Raw genomic sequence first — 13,586 nt, forward strand, 5'->3', positions numbered from 1 at the left:
AGGGGTCAGGCCAGGGTCCCGGGCGAGACCTCGACCTCGGCGATCTCCCCCTCCGCCGCGCCGGGGGCGCGCAGCCGGATGAAGTTGGGGGTGAGCCCGGTGCCGTCGTCCTCCACCAGCACGGGGTAGCGCCGCCCCAGGCGGGCCTGGACGAAGGCGGCGCGCTGCGCGCGGCCCAAGGCGCGCAGGGCGGCGGCGCGCCGGCGCCGCTCCTCGGCGGGGATCTGTCCTGGCAGGGCCGCCGCCTCGGTCCCGGCGCGGGCCGAGAAGGGGAAGACGTGCAGGTGGCTGAGGCCCGCGGTGCGCACCAGGGCCAGGGTCTCGTCGAACTCGGCCTCGGTCTCGCCGGGAAAGCCTGCGATGAGGTCCGCGGCAAGCGAGACGTCGGGGCGCACCGCCCGCGCCCGCTCGGCGACGCGCAGCACGGTCTCGGCGTCGTGACCCCGCCGCATCCGCCTCAGCACCCGGTCGGATCCGCTCTGCACCGACAGATGCAGGTGGTCGCAGACGCGGGGATCGGCGAACGCCTCGAAGAAGGCCGCATCCAGGTACTGCGGGCCGAGGGAGGAGAGGCGCAGGCGCGGGATCGCGGTCGCCTCGAGGATGCGGGCGAGCAGACGGCCGAGGCGCGCCTCCTGCGGCCGGCGGGTGTCCTGCGCGCCCCACGCGGCGAGGTTGATCCCGGTGAGCACCACCTCCCGGTAGCCCGCCGCCTCGGCCGCGCGGATCTGCCGCAGCACCTCGCCTTCCGGCACCGAGCGGTGGCGCCCGCGGGCGATGCGGGTGATGCAGAAGCTGCAGACGTCGTCGCAGCCGTGCTGGATCGCCACCGTCATGCGCGTGCGCCCCGGCAGCGGCAGGGCCTCGGTGGGCGCGGCGTCGAGGCCCGCGAGCAGGCTGGCCGGATCCAGGTGCACCTCCGCCCCGGGCGCCACCCTGCGCCAGCCTGCCCCATCCACGCGCGGCCCGCAGCCGCACACCAGCACCCGCTTGCCGGCGCGGGCGGCGGCCCGCGCCTGCTGGCGCGACTTGCGCTCGGCCTCCGCGGTGACGGTGCAGGTGTTGACGATCACCGCCTCGGCCTCCGCGGGGTGATCCACCGGCTCGTGGCCGGCCGCCACCAGCGACGCCCGCAGCCGTGCGGCGTCGAGCTGGTTCATGCGGCAGCCGAGGGTGCGGATGTGGACCTTCATGGGGGCGCGATCATAGCACCGCCTGCGCCCTCAAGGGGGCCGGGCAGGCTGCCGATAGGGTCGGCATGAGGGAAGAGATGGACAGCGCCGCGGGGGCGGCCCCCGTATTCCCGGATCCGCCGGCGCGGGCGGTCGAGCCGGGCGTGCGCGCCGACGACTGGGCCACGGACTGGGCGGTGCCCTGGTCCGACCTCATGATGACCATGTTCGTCCTCTTCGCCGCCCTCTTCGCCGCCGGCCTCACCCGCGGCGAGGGGCCGCGATCGCCGGGCGCGGTGGAGCAGGTCGCGCAGCCTCGGCCGACCCCCAGCCTCGAGCCGCTGACGCGCATCGACGTGCTCGAGCGCAGCCGCGAGGCCGTGCGCGAGGCGCGCATGGAAGAGGTGGACGTGGTCCTCACCCGGGACAATGCCGTGCGCGTCAGCGTGCGCGGCCCGCTCTTCTTCGACCTCGGCAGCGACGCCCTGCGCCCCGAGGCGCAGGCCTTCCTGCGGCGGCTGGCCGAGATCATCCGCGCCACGCCCTACCGCGTGCAGGTGATCGGCCACACCGACGACTACCCGACGCGCGGCGGACGCTTCCCCACCAACTGGGAGCTGTCGGTGCTGCGTGCCACCCGCGTCGCGCGTTTCCTCATCGAGGAAGGCGGGGTCGAGCCCGCCCGTTTCACGGTCATGGGCCGCGCCTCCTACGATCCGGTGGTGCCGAACCTCAGCGACCGGCACCGCGCCCTCAACCGCCGCGTCGACATCCTCATCACGCGGGAGCGCTTCGTGCCGGAGGCGGGGACGTGAGCCGCTGGAACTGGATCGGCGCGGGGCTCGCCCTCCTGGCCCTGGCGGCCGCCTTCGCCGCCGGCGGCCATCCGGGCCTCTACCTCAACCTCGCGGGCTTCGCCATCGTCGCCGCCGGCACCGCGGGGGCGGCGCTCCTCAGCTACCCGCTGGGGGACCTGCGGGCGGCCTGGCGGGTGGCGCGCAACGCCCTCACGGTGGAGCCGCCCGGCGGAGACGCCATCGTGGAGACCCTCATGGACCTTTCGGTGCGGTCCCGCCGCGACGGCATCCTCGCGCTGGAGGCCGCGGGCGACCAGAGCACGGTGAGCTTCCTCAAGCGCGCCCTGGACCTGCTGGTGGACGGCTACCGCGGCGCCGAGCTGCGCGAGATCCTCTACACCGAGATGGAATACTTCCGCCTGCGGCGCACCCATCACGAGCGCATCTTCCGCCACCTCGCGCGGCTGGCCCCGGCCTTCGGTGTCGCCGGCAGCGTGGTCGGCCTCATCGGCATGCTCGGGGGCATCGGCGATCCCGAGGTCATCGTGCGCATGATCCCCATCGCCCTCACCTCGACCCTCTACGGCATCCTCGCCGCCAACTTCCTCTTCGTGCCCCTGGCCGAGTGCATCCACGCCAAGACCCGCCGCGAGCTGCTCGCCCAGAAGCTCATCAGCGACGGTGTGCTCGCCATCGCCTCCGAGCACAACACCCTGCGTCTGCAGAAGAAGCTCGAGTCCTTCCTTACCCCGGCCGAGCGGCCGCGGCCGGTGGCGAGCCTCGAGGAGCTGCGCGAGCGCTACCGCCGCCTGCGCGAGCAGGAGGAGGCGCGCACGCAGGGCCGGCAGGAGGCCGAGGCACAGGGATGAGCCGGTTGGCGGCGGACGCCGTGGTGGTGGTGGACGTGGAGGCCACCTGCTGGCGCGGCCCGCCGCCCCCCGGGGAGCGCCCCGAGATCGTCGAGATCGGGGTCTGCGTGCTGGACGCGCGGGCGCGGGCCCTCGGCGAGACCGCCTCCATCCTCGTGCGGCCCGAGCGCTCCCGCGTGAGCGCCTTCTGCACCGAGCTCACGGGGCTGACCCCGGAGGCGGTGGCCGGGGGGATGTCCTTCGCCGAGGCCTGCACGCGGCTGCGCCGGGCCTGGGCCGCTAAGCGCCGGGTCTGGGCCTCCTGGGGCGACTACGACCGCCTCCAGTTCCAGCGCCAGTGCGCCGAGGCCGGGGTCGCCTATCCCTTCGGCCCGAGCCATCTCAACGTCAAGGCGCTGGCGGCGCTGGCCTGGGGCTGGGACGCCCCGTGCGGCCTCGGGGAGGCGCTGGAGCGGCTCGGGATGCGCTTCGAGGGGCGCCCCCACCGGGGCATCGACGACGCCCGCAATGTGGCGCGGGTGCTGGCGCGGATCCTCTGGGGCATCGGCGTCTAGCCGGGGCCGGGGGTGCCGCCGAGCGTGGTGGTGGGCCGTGCAGGAGTCGAACCTGCGACCTACGGATTAAAAGTCCGCTGCTCTACCGGCTGAGCTAACGGCCCGGCCGCGCGCCTTGCAGGGGCGCGGTGCCGGCGGATGATAGCCGTCCCCGGGCGGCGCCGCAAAAGGCCGCGCCTACACCGCCTCCAGGCGCCGCATCCTCGCGGGGAGCAGGCGCAGGTCCGCCAGCGCCGTCAGCAGCGCCGCCCCCCACGTGGCCTCGCCCTCGTAGACCATGCGGTAGTACTGCACCTTCATGGTCAGGGCGGCGCCGAGGATGATGGCCCCCAGGGCGAGGAAGGAGCCGAGGGCGAGGGTGGAGACGCCGGTGACGCCCTGGCCGATGGTGCAGCCGAGGCCCAGCACCCCGCCGATGCCCATGAGCGCCCCGCCCGCCACGTGGGCGAGGGCGTCGCGCAGGTCGCGGAACCACTCGACGCGGAAGCCGCCGCTCGCCAGCGCCCACAGCAGCGAGCCCAGGATCACCCCGGCCACGGAGACCACGCCGAAGGTGACGAGTCCCGGCGGGAAGCCCTGCATCGCGAGATAGAGGGTCTCACCCGAGGGATTGACGAAGGTGAAGGACTGCACCCCGACCCCCGCCGGCGGCTGCTCGGCGAAGTCCGCGAACTCCTTCCAGTCGGCGCCCCAGGGTCCGCCGGTGACGTACCAGGCGCCGACCACCACCGCCCCCACCACGAGGCCGCCGACGATGTTGTCGGCGGTGCGGAAGTGCTCCGAGCGGAAGGCGAACCAGACCAGCCCCGCCACCAGGGCGGCGCCGAGGGCGTAGTGCAGGGCGCCGGACCAGGGCCCCCCCGCGCCCAGGAGGGTGCCGAGCTCCTGGCTCGGGATCCCCAGCGCCGCGAGGTCGATGCTCAGGGGCAGCATCCAGGAGTGGAACACGACCCCGTAGAAGTCCGTGCGGGTCATGAGGAAGGCGAACAGCCCCATGACCAGGAACACCACCAGCGACTTGAGGTTGCCGCCGCCGATGCGCACCAGCGTCTTGTTGCCGCAGCCCGAGGCGAGGGTCATGCCGATGCCGAAGAGCAGGCCGCCGAGGAGGAAGCGGGGCCACATGAAGAGGGCGCTGCGATAGGGCGGGCGGGTGCCGCTGAGGTCGAGGATGCCCGCGGCCTCGAGCGCCAGCGTGCCGGCGGTGGCGACGGCGATGGCGAAGAGCCAGGCGCGGATGCGGCCGGTGTGGCCCATGTTGACCAGGTCCGAGACTGCACCCATGGTGCAGAAGTTGGTCTTGTTGGCCACCGCGCCCAGCACCAGCGACAGCACGAAGACGGCGCCGAGCACCTTCTGGGTGATCTCGAGCTCCACCGCGGTCTCCTCCGAATCCGGCCTTCGAGGCTCTGGGCCGGATTCTACCCGCGCCCCGCGGGCACCGGGCCCGGGCGGATCCCAGAAAATATCTATGGAATCCCAAGCACCCCTGATGGCCGGTCAGCGGTAGCGCGTCGGGTCCGGCAGTCCCGCCTCGGCGAAGCCTTGGGCGCGCAGGCGGCAGGCGTCGCAGCGGCCGCAGGCGCGTCCCTCGGCGTCCGCCTGGTAGCAGGAGACGGTGAGGGCGTAGTCGACCCCGAGGCGGACGCCCTCGCGGATGATCTCGGCCTTGCGCAAGCGGAGCAGGGGGGCGTGGATGCGGAAGCGCCGGCCCTCGACACCGGCGCGGGTGGCGAGGTTGGCGAGGCGTTCGAAGGCCTCGACGAAGGCGGGGCGGCAGTCAGGGTAGCCCGAGTAGTCGACGGCGTTGACGCCGACGAAGATGTCCGCCGCGCCGAGCACCTCCGCCCAGCCCAGGGCCAGGGCCAGCAGCACGGTGTTGCGCGCCGGGACGTAGGTGACCGGGATGCCCTCGGTGGGCGCGGTGGGGACGGCGATGGCCGGGTCGGTGAGGGCGGAGCCGCCGATGGCGCCGAGGTCGATGGCCACCACCTTGTGCGCGACGGCGCCGAGGGCGGCGGCGATGCGGGCGGCGGCGGCGAGCTCGGCGTCGTGGCGCTGGCCGTAGCGGACGCTGAGGGCGTGGCAGGCGAAGCCGCGCGCCCGCGCGATGGCGAGGGTGGTGGCCGAGTCGAGGCCTCCCGAGAGCAGCACCACCGCGGGGGTGCTCATCGGCCGCGCACCTCGCCCCAGAGCAGCTTGTGCAGCTGGAGCTGGAGCCGCACCGGCAGGGCGTCGGCGAGGATCCACTCGGCCAGCGTGGCCGCCTCCAGCTCGCCCCAGGCGGGGGCGAGGAGCACGGTGCAGCGCGCGTCGAGGCGGTGCCGCACGACCACCTCGCGGGCCCACTCGTAGTCCGCGCGGTCGGTGAGCACCAGCTTGACCTGATCCTGGGGGCGCAGCCGCCCGAGGTTGGCCCAGCGGTTGCGCCCGCTCTCCCCCGAGCCCGGCGTCTTGAGATCCATGACCACGGTCACACGCGGGTCGATCCCGCCGATGTCCAGCGCTCCCGAGGTCTCGAGGCTGACCGCGTAGCCGGCGTCGCACAGGCGCGAGAGGAGCTCGCGGCAGCCGGCCTGGGCCAGCGGCTCGCCGCCGGTGACGCAGGCCGCGGGGGCCGGGGGCAGGGCGCGCACCGCCTCCACCACCGCCGCCACCGACATCGTCTCGCCGCCGCTGAAGGCATAGGCGGTGTCGCAGTAGCGGCAGCGCAGCGGGCAGCCGGTCAGGCGCACGAACACCGTCGGCAGGCCCGCGGCGAGGCCCTCGCCCTGCAGCGAGCGGAAGATCTCGGTGACGCGAAGCTGCGCCATCCGTGCCTCAGCGCCCCTCCCGCTTCATCCGCTGAAGCCGCTGGGAGGCGAGGCGGGCGGCGGTGCTCTGCGGGAAGCGCTGCAGCACCTCGTTGAGGGTGGCCCGGGCCTCGTCCCAGCGCCGCAGCTCGTACTGGCAGAAGCCGATCTTGAGCAGGGCGTCCGGCACCTTGGGGCTGTCTGGGAAGCCCCCCACCACCTTGCGGAACTCAGCCAGGGCCTGCTCGAACTGCCGGGTCACGTAGTAGGCCTCGCCGAGCCAGTACTGGGCGTTGTCGGCGTAGCCCCCCTTGGGATAGCGGCCGAGGAAGGCCTGGAACTCGGCGATGGCGCGGTCGTAGCGGCCCTCCTTGAGGAGGTCGAAGGCGAGCTGGTAGGCGGCCTGCTCCTGGAGGGGGTCGGTCGCGGCGGCCGGCGCGGGCGCAGGGGCCGGCGCGGCACCCGCGGGCGGGGTCGCGGCCGGCGCCGCAGGTGGCGCGGCCGCGTTCCCCGGGGCGCCCGGCGCGGGGGCGGAGGGGGCCGGCGCGGACAGTGCGGAGACAGCGGGCGCCGCGACGGAGGGCGCGGGGGCCGCGGGGGTGCCGGCCGCCTCCAGCCGCCGCAGGCGCCGGTCCAGGTCGAGGTAGAGCTCGCGCTGGCGCCTGCCGATCCCCGCAAGCTCGTGGCCCTGAGTCTCGACCTCGTCGCGCAGGGCCTGCACCTCGCGCTGCAGCGCCTCGAGGCGGCCCAGCAGCTCCAGCACCGCGGCGCTGACGGCGGGCGCGGCGGGGGCCGGCACGGCCTGCGCCGGTGCCGTCTGTGCCGGTGCCGCCGCCGTGCCCGGGGCGGGCGCAGGCGCCGGCTGGGCCGGCGCGCCCAGCGGCACCAGCAGCGCGGGAAGCAGCAGCCGCCTCATGGCGCGTCGTGCCCCGGGTAGCGGATCTCGACGCGGCGGTTGAGGCGCCAAGCCGACTCGTCGTGGCCGAGCGCGGCCGGGCGCTCCTCGCCGTAGCTCACCACCTCGATCTGGCCGGGCTGCACCCCGAGGAAGAGCATGAGCTGGCGCACCGCCATCGCCCGCCGCTCGCCGAGGCCGAGGTTGTACTCCCGCGTGCCGCGCTCGTCGGCATGGCCCTCGAGGCGCACCTTCACCTGCGGCCGCGAGGCCAGGTACTGGGCGTGGGCGGCGATGAGCTCGCGCTCGCGCGGCTTGATCTCGGTGCTGTCGAAGTCGAAGTAGAGGACCCGCTCGCGCAGGGGGCTCGCCGGGTCGTCGAGGGGGTCCATGGGCGGCACCGCCTCGGGCTGCACCGCGGCGGCCTCGGCCCCGGGTCGGGCGGCGCCGGCCTCCGCGGCACCGCCGGCGGGCACGCCCTTCTCCTCCACCGGCGGCGCGGACGCCGGCTCCTGGGGGGCGGGCGTGGCGCAGGCGGCGAGCAGGACGGCGCCGGCAAGCAGCGTGAGCAGGGTGCGATGGCTCATGGCGTCACTCCGTGGGCTGGTTGAAGGGGGACCAGGCGGGCTCGCGCACGTCGCCCGCCTCCGGGACCAGGCGCTGCTGGACGCGTCCGTCCACCGAGACCGCTGCGAGGACGCCGCGGCCGCGGTCGCGCGTGGCGTAGAGGATCATGCTGCCGTTGGGGGCGAAGCTCGGCGACTCGTCCAGGGTGCCGTCGGTGAGCACCCGCATCAGGCCGGTGTCGAGCTCCAGCACCGCGACGCGGTAGCGGCCCCCGTCGCCGTTGACCAGGGCCAGCCGCTTGCCGTCGGGGGAGACCGAGGCGCGGGCGTTGTACTCGCCCTCGAAGGTGACGCGCTCGGGCCGCCCGCCGGCGGCGGGGACGCGGTAGATCTGGGGCCGGCCGCTGCGGTCGGAGGTGAAGTAGAGGGTCCTGCCGTCCGGCGCCCAGACGGGCTCGGTGTCGATGGCGAGGCTGCGGGTGATGCGGCGCAGGCTGCGGTCCACGAGGTCCATGACGTAGATCTCGAGATTGCCGTCCTTGGACAGCGCCATCGCCATCCGCCGCCCATCCGGCGACCACGCCGGGGCGCCGTTGATGCCCGCGAACGAGGCCAGGCGCGCCCGCTCCCCGGTGGCGATCTCCTGGACGTAGATGGCCGGCCGTCCGCCCTCGAAGGAGACGTAGGCGAGGCGCTCGCCGTCCGGCGACCAGGCCGGGGAGAGCAGCGGCTCGGGCGAGCGCAGCACGGTGCGGGCGTCGAAGCCGTCGGAGTCGGCCACCTTGAGCTCGTAGCGCAGGGGGCCGGCGGCCTCCGGCAGGGCGACCACGTAGGCGATGCGCGTGTCGAAGGCGCCGCGCTCGCCGGTGAGCCGCTCGTAGACGAGGTCGGCGATGCGGTGCGCGGTCCGGCGCAGGGTGTCGCCGCGGGCCGGGATGCTGAAGCCGAGCAGCTGCTCGCCGCGGAAGACGTCGAAGAGCTGGAACTGGACCGTGTAGGCATCCGGGCCCATGGCGCGCAGCCGCCCGATGAGGAGGCTGCCGGCGTCGAGGGCGCGCCAGTCGGGGAAGCGGATCTCCTCCGCCCGCGTCGGCCGCGCGATGAGGTCGCGCTCGGCGAGGGGCGCGAAGCGGCCGCTGCGGCGCAGGTCCGCGGCCACCACGGCGGCGATGTCCAGGGGCGGCGCGGCGGCGGGCCCCTGCCAGCCGAAGGGGACGACGGCGATGGGCAGCGCCCCCTCGATGCCGCGGGTGATCTCGATGGTAAGCACGGCGCGTGCGGACGGTGCCGCGGCGGCGAGCAGCAGGGCGACCAGCGGCAGGATGCGGCGCACGTTCACTCCTCCGGCTTGAAGACGAACTGGATCTCGCGCATGCGGTCGAAGACCTCCGGGTCGGAGGGCACCGGCAGCGGTGCGGCGCGGTAGACGGCCTCCTCGGCCGACTTGTCGAAGGCGGCGTTGCCGCTGCTGCGGGCGATCTGCACCCCCGCCACGTCCCCCCCGGGGATCAGCCGCACGCGCACGATGGCTGATAACCCCTTGGGCAGCCCCGTCGGGCGCACCCACGCGCGCTCGACGCGCTGACGGATGGCGTCCGTGTAGCGCGCGACCTCCTGCAGCGCAAGCCGCGCACGCTCTTGTGCGAGCCGGCGCTGCTCCTCCTCCAGGGCACGCCGCCGCGCCTCCTCCTCGGCCTTGCGGCGGGCCTCCTCCTCCGCCTTGCGGCGGGCCTCCTCCTCGGCCTTGCGCCGCTCGGCCTCGGCGATTTTACGCTCGCGCTCGAGGGCGGCCAAACGCTCGGCCTCGGCCTTCTTCCTGCGCTCGAGTTCGGCCAGGCGCCGGGCCTCCGCCTCCTGCTCGCGGCGCAGCGCGGCGAGCCGCTTCGCCTCCTGCGCCGCCTTCGCCTTCTGCTCGACGAGGGCCTCGAGCCGGCGCTCCTCCGCGGCCCGCCGGCGGCGCAGCTCGGCGAGGCGCCGCTCCTCCTGCTCGCGCGCAAGCCGCGCCTTCCTCGCCGCCTCCTCCTCGGCCTTGCGCCGCTCGGCCTCGGCGCGCTCCAGGGCGGCAAGCTCCCGCTGCACGCGCTGCTCGTCGAGGGCCACCGCCTGCACGATCTCCACGCGCTCGGGCTGCGGCAGGCGCGGCGAGAAGGAGAGGCTCGCCGCCAGCAGGCCCAGCAGCCCGGCGTGCAGGAGGAGCGAATAGAGCAGCGCGCGGGGGCGTTCGCGGATCTCGCGCCACATCTCAGGAGCCCGTCTCCGGCGGCTCGGTCATGAGGCCCACGCTGGGCGCGCCGGCGCGCTGGAGCAGGACCATCGCCCGGACCACCGCGCCGTAGGGCACGCGGCGGTCGGCGCGCACCAGCACGGGCGTCTGCGGGCGGCGGCGCAGCACCGCGGCGGCGCGGGCCATGAGGGTCTGCGCCTCCAGCGGGCGCTCGGCGCCGTCGCCGACGTTGAGGTACATGCGCCCCTCGGCGTCCACGGTGAGGATGAGGGGTTCGGCCTCGCGCCGCGGCAGGGGCTCGCTCGCCGCCGCCGGAAGCTCCACCTGCACCCCCTGGGTCAGCAGCGGCGCGGTGATGATGAAGATCACCAGCAGCACCAGCATCACGTCGATGTAGGGCACGACGTTGATCTCGGCCATGGGGCGGCGGCGGGTCCGGCGCGGGGGCGTGCTCATGCCGCGTGCACCTGGCGCTGGAGGATGCTGGCGAACTCCTCGGCGAAGGTCTCGTAGCGGGTCACGAGCCGCTCGAGGTCGTTGGCGTAGCGGTTGTAGGCGATCACCGCCGGGATCGCCGCGAACAGGCCCATGGCGGTGGCCACCAGCGCCTCGGCGATGCCGGGGGCGACCTGGGCCAGCGTCGCCTGCTGGACGTGGGCGAGGGAGCGGAAGGCGTTCATGATCCCCCACACGGTGCCGAAGAGGCCGACGTAGGGGCTGGTGGAGCCCACGGTGGCGAGGAAGGAGAGGTGGTGCTCGAGGCGGTCGGTCTCGCGCGTGAGCGCCACGCGCATCTGCCGCTGCGCCCCCTCCAGCACCACCTTGGGGTCCATGCCGCCCTGGCGCCGCAGGCGCAGGAACTCGCTCATGCCGGCGCGGAAGATCTCGGCGAGCCCGCGGGCCGCGCCGCCGTCGGCGATCTCCTTGTACATCTCGCCGAGGCTGCCGCCGGACCAGAAGCGGTCCTCGAAGGCGTCGGCCTCGGCGCGCGCCGCCCGCAGCACCGCGGCCTTGTGGAAGATGATGGTCCAGGAGGCGACGGAGGCGGCGAGCAGCATCAGCATCACCGCCTGGACCAAAGGGCTCGCCCCGGTGACGAGGTGGAGGATGGAGAGATCGGCGTTCACTTCATGAGCTCCCGGATCAGGGCCGGCGGCAGGCGCCGCGGGCGCAGCCGCTCGGCGTCGAGGCACGCCACCCGCACCCGCGCCCGCACGACCCGGCCCGGCGGCGAGACGCGCTCGATGGCCTGGGCGAAGGTCAGGCTCGCACCGCCGCGCTCGGCCACCGCGACGCTCACCGCCAGCTCGTCGTCGAGCCGCGCCGGGGCGTCGAAGTGCAGCTCGGCGCTGCGCACGGCGAAGAGCACGCCGGCCTCGCGCCGCAGCCGCTCCTGGCCGAGGCCGAGGGCGCGCAGCCACTCCGTGCGCGCCCGCTCCAGGTAGCGCAGGTAGTTGGCGTAGTAGACCACGCCGGCGGCGTCGGTATCCTCGTAGTAGACGCGCACGCGCCAAAGGAACGGGTTCACGTTCTCACGTCCGCGTTCACGGTTCGTCGAAGAGGTCGAGGGCCTCCTGCGGCGGATCCGGCCGCGGCGGCGCGAGGCCGAAGTGGGCATAGGCGAGCCGCGTCGCCATGCGCCCGCGCGCGGTGCGCACCAGGTAGCCCTGCTGGATCAGATAGGGCTCGATCACGTCCTCGAGGGTGCCGCGCTCCTCGCCGAGGGCGGCGGCGAGGCTGTCGATGCCCACCGGGCCGCCGTCGAACTTGTCGATGATGGTGCGCAGCAGGCGCCGGTCCATGCCGTCGAAGCCGCTGCGGTCCACCTTGAGGAGGTCCAGGGCGGCGGCGGCGGTGGCGGCGTCGATGCGCCCGTCGCCGCGCACCTGGGCGTAGTCGCGCACCCGGCGCAGGAGCCGGTTGGCGATGCGCGGCGTGCCGCGGGCGCGGGCGGCGATCTCGCGCGCCCCCTCGGTGCTGAGCTCGACGCCGAGGATGCGCGCCGAGCGCGCGACGATGGCGGCCAGCTCCTCCACGTCGTAGAACTCGAGGCGCTGGACGATGCCGAAGCGGTCGCGCAGGGGCGAGGTCAGGAGCCCCGCGCGCGTGGTCGCCCCCACCAGGGTGAAGGGCGGCAGGTCGAGCTTGATGGAGCGCGCCGCCGGCCCCTCGCCGATGACGATGTCGAGCTGGTAGTCCTCCATCGCCGGGTAGAGGACCTCCTCCACCTGGGGGCTCAGGCGGTGGATCTCGTCGACGAAGAGGACGTCGCGGGGCTCGAGGTTGGTCAGCAGCGCCGCCAGGTCCCCCGGGCGCTCCAGCACCGGCCCCGCGGTCTGGCGCAGGCCGACGCCGAGCTCGTTGGCGATGACGCGGGCGAGGGTGGTCTTGCCGAGGCCCGGTGGGCCGAAGATGAGGACGTGGTCGAGGGCCTCGCCGCGCATGCGCGCGGCACCGATGAAGATCTCGAGCTGCTCGCGCACCGGCCCCTGCCCGATGTACTCGGCCAGGCGGCGCGGGCGCAGGGCGCGGTCGAGGGCCTCGTCCTCGCCCCTCGCCGCCGGGCTCACGAGCCGCTGCTCTGGCTGCATCCGCGCTCCCCCTGCTGGCCGCGGCCCATTCTACAGGCAGCGGCGGCGCCGGTCGCGCCGGGCTCAGCGCACCGCCCGCTGGAGGGCGCGGCGGATGAGCGCCTCGGCGCCGAGGCCGGGCTCGGCGGCGGCGCGCACCAGCCGCTCCGCCTCGGCGGTGCGGTAGCCGAGGGCGACCAGCGCCTCCACCGCCTCGGCGGCGGCGTCCCCAGACCCGCCCCCGGTCACGGCACCGCCCGTCCCCGCCGCCTCCGGCAGGCGGTCGCGCATCTCCACCAGGAGCCGCTCGGCGGTCTTGCGCCCGACCCCGGGGAGGCGCGTCAGGGCGGCGGCGTCGCCCGCCTCGACGCAGCGCGCGAACTGCTCCGCCGACATCCCGGACAGGATCGCCAGCGCCAGCCGCGGTCCCACCCCGCTGACCCGGATCAGGGTCCGGAAGAGGGCCCGCTCGGCCTCGCTGTGGAAGCCGTAGACGGTGAGCGTGTCCTCACGTACCGCGAGATGGGTGTGCAGCACCACCTCGGCGGCGTCCTCGGGCAGGGCGTAGAAGGTGGACATGGGGGCCTCGACCTCGATCCCGACGCCGCCCACCTCCACCAGCAGGTGGGGCGGGCGGCGCGCGAGCAGCCGTCCCCGCAGGCGCGAGATCACCGCGGCCGCCCCCGGTGCTGGCCGTGGCAGAGGGCCACGGCGAGGGCGTCGGCGGCGTCCGCGGCGAGGGGCTCGCGGATGGCGAGCAGGGCCCGCACCATGTAGGCCACCTGCGCCTTGGAGGCGCGCCCGGTGCCGGTCACGGCCTGCTTGACCACGCCCGGCGCGTACTCGGCCACCGGCAGGCCCGCGGCGGTGGCGGCGCACAGCGCGGCGCCGCGGGCCTGGCCGAGCTTGAGGGCGGCGGCGACGTTGCGGTGCACGAACACCTCCTCCACCGCCGCCTCGGCCGGTTGGTGGGTGCTCACCACGTCGCGCACGCCCTCGAAGATGGCGTGCAGGCGGCCGGTGAAGGGCCCGGGCGGCGGCGCGATGCAGCCCCAGGCGACGGCGCGGGCGCGCCCACCGTCCAGCTCCACGACGCCGTAGCCGGTGACGCGGGAGCCGGGGTCGATGCCCAGGATGCGCACCACGC

Annotated in this window: 17 protein-coding genes and 1 tRNA gene; 3 read left to right on the forward strand and 15 right to left on the reverse strand. The window is 75.0% G+C overall.

All coding sequences use genetic code 11. The annotated features are described in order from the left end of the window. Window positions 1-5: 5 nt before the first annotated feature. The gene (locus EDC57_RS12235; protein ID WP_123402173.1) at window positions 6-1,193 is read right to left on the reverse strand and encodes a MiaB/RimO family radical SAM methylthiotransferase; all 1,188 of its coding nucleotides are present in this window, start codon (window positions 1,191-1,193) and stop codon (window positions 6-8) included. 77 nt (window positions 1,194-1,270) lie between these two features. On the opposite strand from EDC57_RS12235, the gene EDC57_RS12240 reads away from it, so the two are divergent. The 3 genes from EDC57_RS12240 to EDC57_RS12250 are packed head-to-tail and all read left to right on the forward strand — an operon-like array spanning window position 1,271 to window position 3,392. Beyond that, entirely contained in the window at window positions 1,271-1,987 is a 717-nt protein-coding gene (locus EDC57_RS12240; protein WP_170165147.1) for an OmpA/MotB family protein, read from the forward strand. Further along, a complete protein-coding gene (locus EDC57_RS12245) occupies window positions 1,984-2,838 on the forward strand; it encodes a motility protein A (RefSeq protein ID WP_123402175.1) in 855 nt (284 codons plus the stop codon). The genes EDC57_RS12240 and EDC57_RS12245 overlap by 4 nt, the downstream gene beginning before the upstream one ends. After that, window positions 2,835-3,392: a 3'-5' exonuclease gene (locus EDC57_RS12250; RefSeq protein ID WP_123402176.1), complete on the forward strand. Its 558-nt coding sequence runs from the start codon at window positions 2,835-2,837 to the stop codon at window positions 3,390-3,392. The genes EDC57_RS12245 and EDC57_RS12250 overlap by 4 nt, the downstream gene beginning before the upstream one ends. A gap of 28 nt (window positions 3,393-3,420) precedes the next feature. On the opposite strand, the gene EDC57_RS12255 is transcribed toward EDC57_RS12250, so the two are convergent. From EDC57_RS12255 to ruvC, 14 genes are all read right to left on the reverse strand, one after another. Further along, a tRNA-Lys gene (locus EDC57_RS12255) sits at window positions 3,421-3,496 on the reverse strand. Window positions 3,497-3,569: 73 nt separating this feature from the next. Then, window positions 3,570-4,769 carry a YeeE/YedE family protein gene (locus EDC57_RS12260; RefSeq protein ID WP_245995293.1) on the reverse strand — a complete coding sequence of 400 codons (1,200 nt, stop codon included), beginning with the start codon at window positions 4,767-4,769 and terminating at the stop codon, window positions 3,570-3,572. A 123-nt stretch (window positions 4,770-4,892) separates the two neighbouring features. Beyond that, the gene (gene queC, locus EDC57_RS12265) at window positions 4,893-5,564 is read right to left on the reverse strand and encodes a 7-cyano-7-deazaguanine synthase QueC (protein ID WP_123402177.1); all 672 of its coding nucleotides are present in this window, start codon (window positions 5,562-5,564) and stop codon (window positions 4,893-4,895) included. Next, entirely contained in the window at window positions 5,561-6,205 is a 645-nt protein-coding gene (gene queE, locus EDC57_RS12270) for a 7-carboxy-7-deazaguanine synthase QueE (RefSeq protein WP_123402178.1), read from the reverse strand. Before queE ends, queC begins: the two co-directional genes overlap by 4 nt. A 7-nt stretch (window positions 6,206-6,212) precedes the next feature. Further along, on the reverse strand, window positions 6,213-7,100 hold the full coding sequence (gene ybgF, locus EDC57_RS12275; protein WP_123402179.1) for a tol-pal system protein YbgF: 888 nt from the start codon (window positions 7,098-7,100) through the stop codon (window positions 6,213-6,215). Continuing rightward, on the reverse strand, window positions 7,097-7,666 hold the full coding sequence (gene pal, locus EDC57_RS12280) for a peptidoglycan-associated lipoprotein Pal (protein ID WP_123402180.1): 570 nt from the start codon (window positions 7,664-7,666) through the stop codon (window positions 7,097-7,099). Before pal ends, ybgF begins: the two co-directional genes overlap by 4 nt. A 4-nt stretch (window positions 7,667-7,670) precedes the next feature. Then, window positions 7,671-8,978 (reverse strand): Tol-Pal system beta propeller repeat protein TolB, encoded by a 1,308-nt coding sequence (tolB, locus tag EDC57_RS12285; RefSeq protein WP_245995294.1) that lies wholly within the window; start codon window positions 8,976-8,978, stop codon window positions 7,671-7,673. Between the two features lie 2 nt (window positions 8,979-8,980). Next, a complete protein-coding gene (gene tolA, locus EDC57_RS12290; protein ID WP_123402181.1) occupies window positions 8,981-9,886 on the reverse strand; it encodes a cell envelope integrity protein TolA in 906 nt (301 codons plus the stop codon). A gap of 1 nt (window position 9,887) precedes the next feature. Then, on the reverse strand, window positions 9,888-10,325 hold the full coding sequence (tolR, locus tag EDC57_RS12295) for a protein TolR (RefSeq protein ID WP_123402182.1): 438 nt from the start codon (window positions 10,323-10,325) through the stop codon (window positions 9,888-9,890). Then, window positions 10,322-10,996, reverse strand: coding sequence for a protein TolQ (gene tolQ, locus EDC57_RS12300; RefSeq protein ID WP_123402183.1), 675 nt, complete (start codon window positions 10,994-10,996; stop codon window positions 10,322-10,324). Before tolQ ends, tolR begins: the two co-directional genes overlap by 4 nt. Then, window positions 10,993-11,397, reverse strand: a complete 405-nt coding sequence (ybgC, locus tag EDC57_RS12305) for a tol-pal system-associated acyl-CoA thioesterase (RefSeq protein ID WP_245995295.1) — start codon at window positions 11,395-11,397, stop codon at window positions 10,993-10,995. The genes tolQ and ybgC overlap by 4 nt, the downstream gene beginning before the upstream one ends. Window positions 11,398-11,413: 16 nt before the next feature. Further along, window positions 11,414-12,460 carry a Holliday junction branch migration DNA helicase RuvB gene (gene ruvB / locus EDC57_RS12310; RefSeq protein WP_123402185.1) on the reverse strand — a complete coding sequence of 349 codons (1,047 nt, stop codon included), beginning with the start codon at window positions 12,458-12,460 and terminating at the stop codon, window positions 11,414-11,416. 63 nt (window positions 12,461-12,523) lie between these two features. Next, complete coding sequence (gene ruvA / locus EDC57_RS12315; RefSeq protein WP_123402186.1) at window positions 12,524-13,111, reverse strand: Holliday junction branch migration protein RuvA; 588 nt, start codon at window positions 13,109-13,111, stop codon at window positions 12,524-12,526. Further along, window positions 13,108-13,584 carry a crossover junction endodeoxyribonuclease RuvC gene (gene ruvC, locus EDC57_RS12320; protein ID WP_123402187.1) on the reverse strand — a complete coding sequence of 159 codons (477 nt, stop codon included), beginning with the start codon at window positions 13,582-13,584 and terminating at the stop codon, window positions 13,108-13,110. Before ruvC ends, ruvA begins: the two co-directional genes overlap by 4 nt. Between the last annotated feature and the right edge of the window lie 2 nt (window positions 13,585-13,586).

Origin of the sequence: Inmirania thermothiophila (assembly GCF_003751635.1) — a bacterium.
GTDB classification, from domain to species: domain Bacteria; phylum Pseudomonadota; class Gammaproteobacteria; order DSM-100275; family DSM-100275; genus Inmirania; species Inmirania thermothiophila.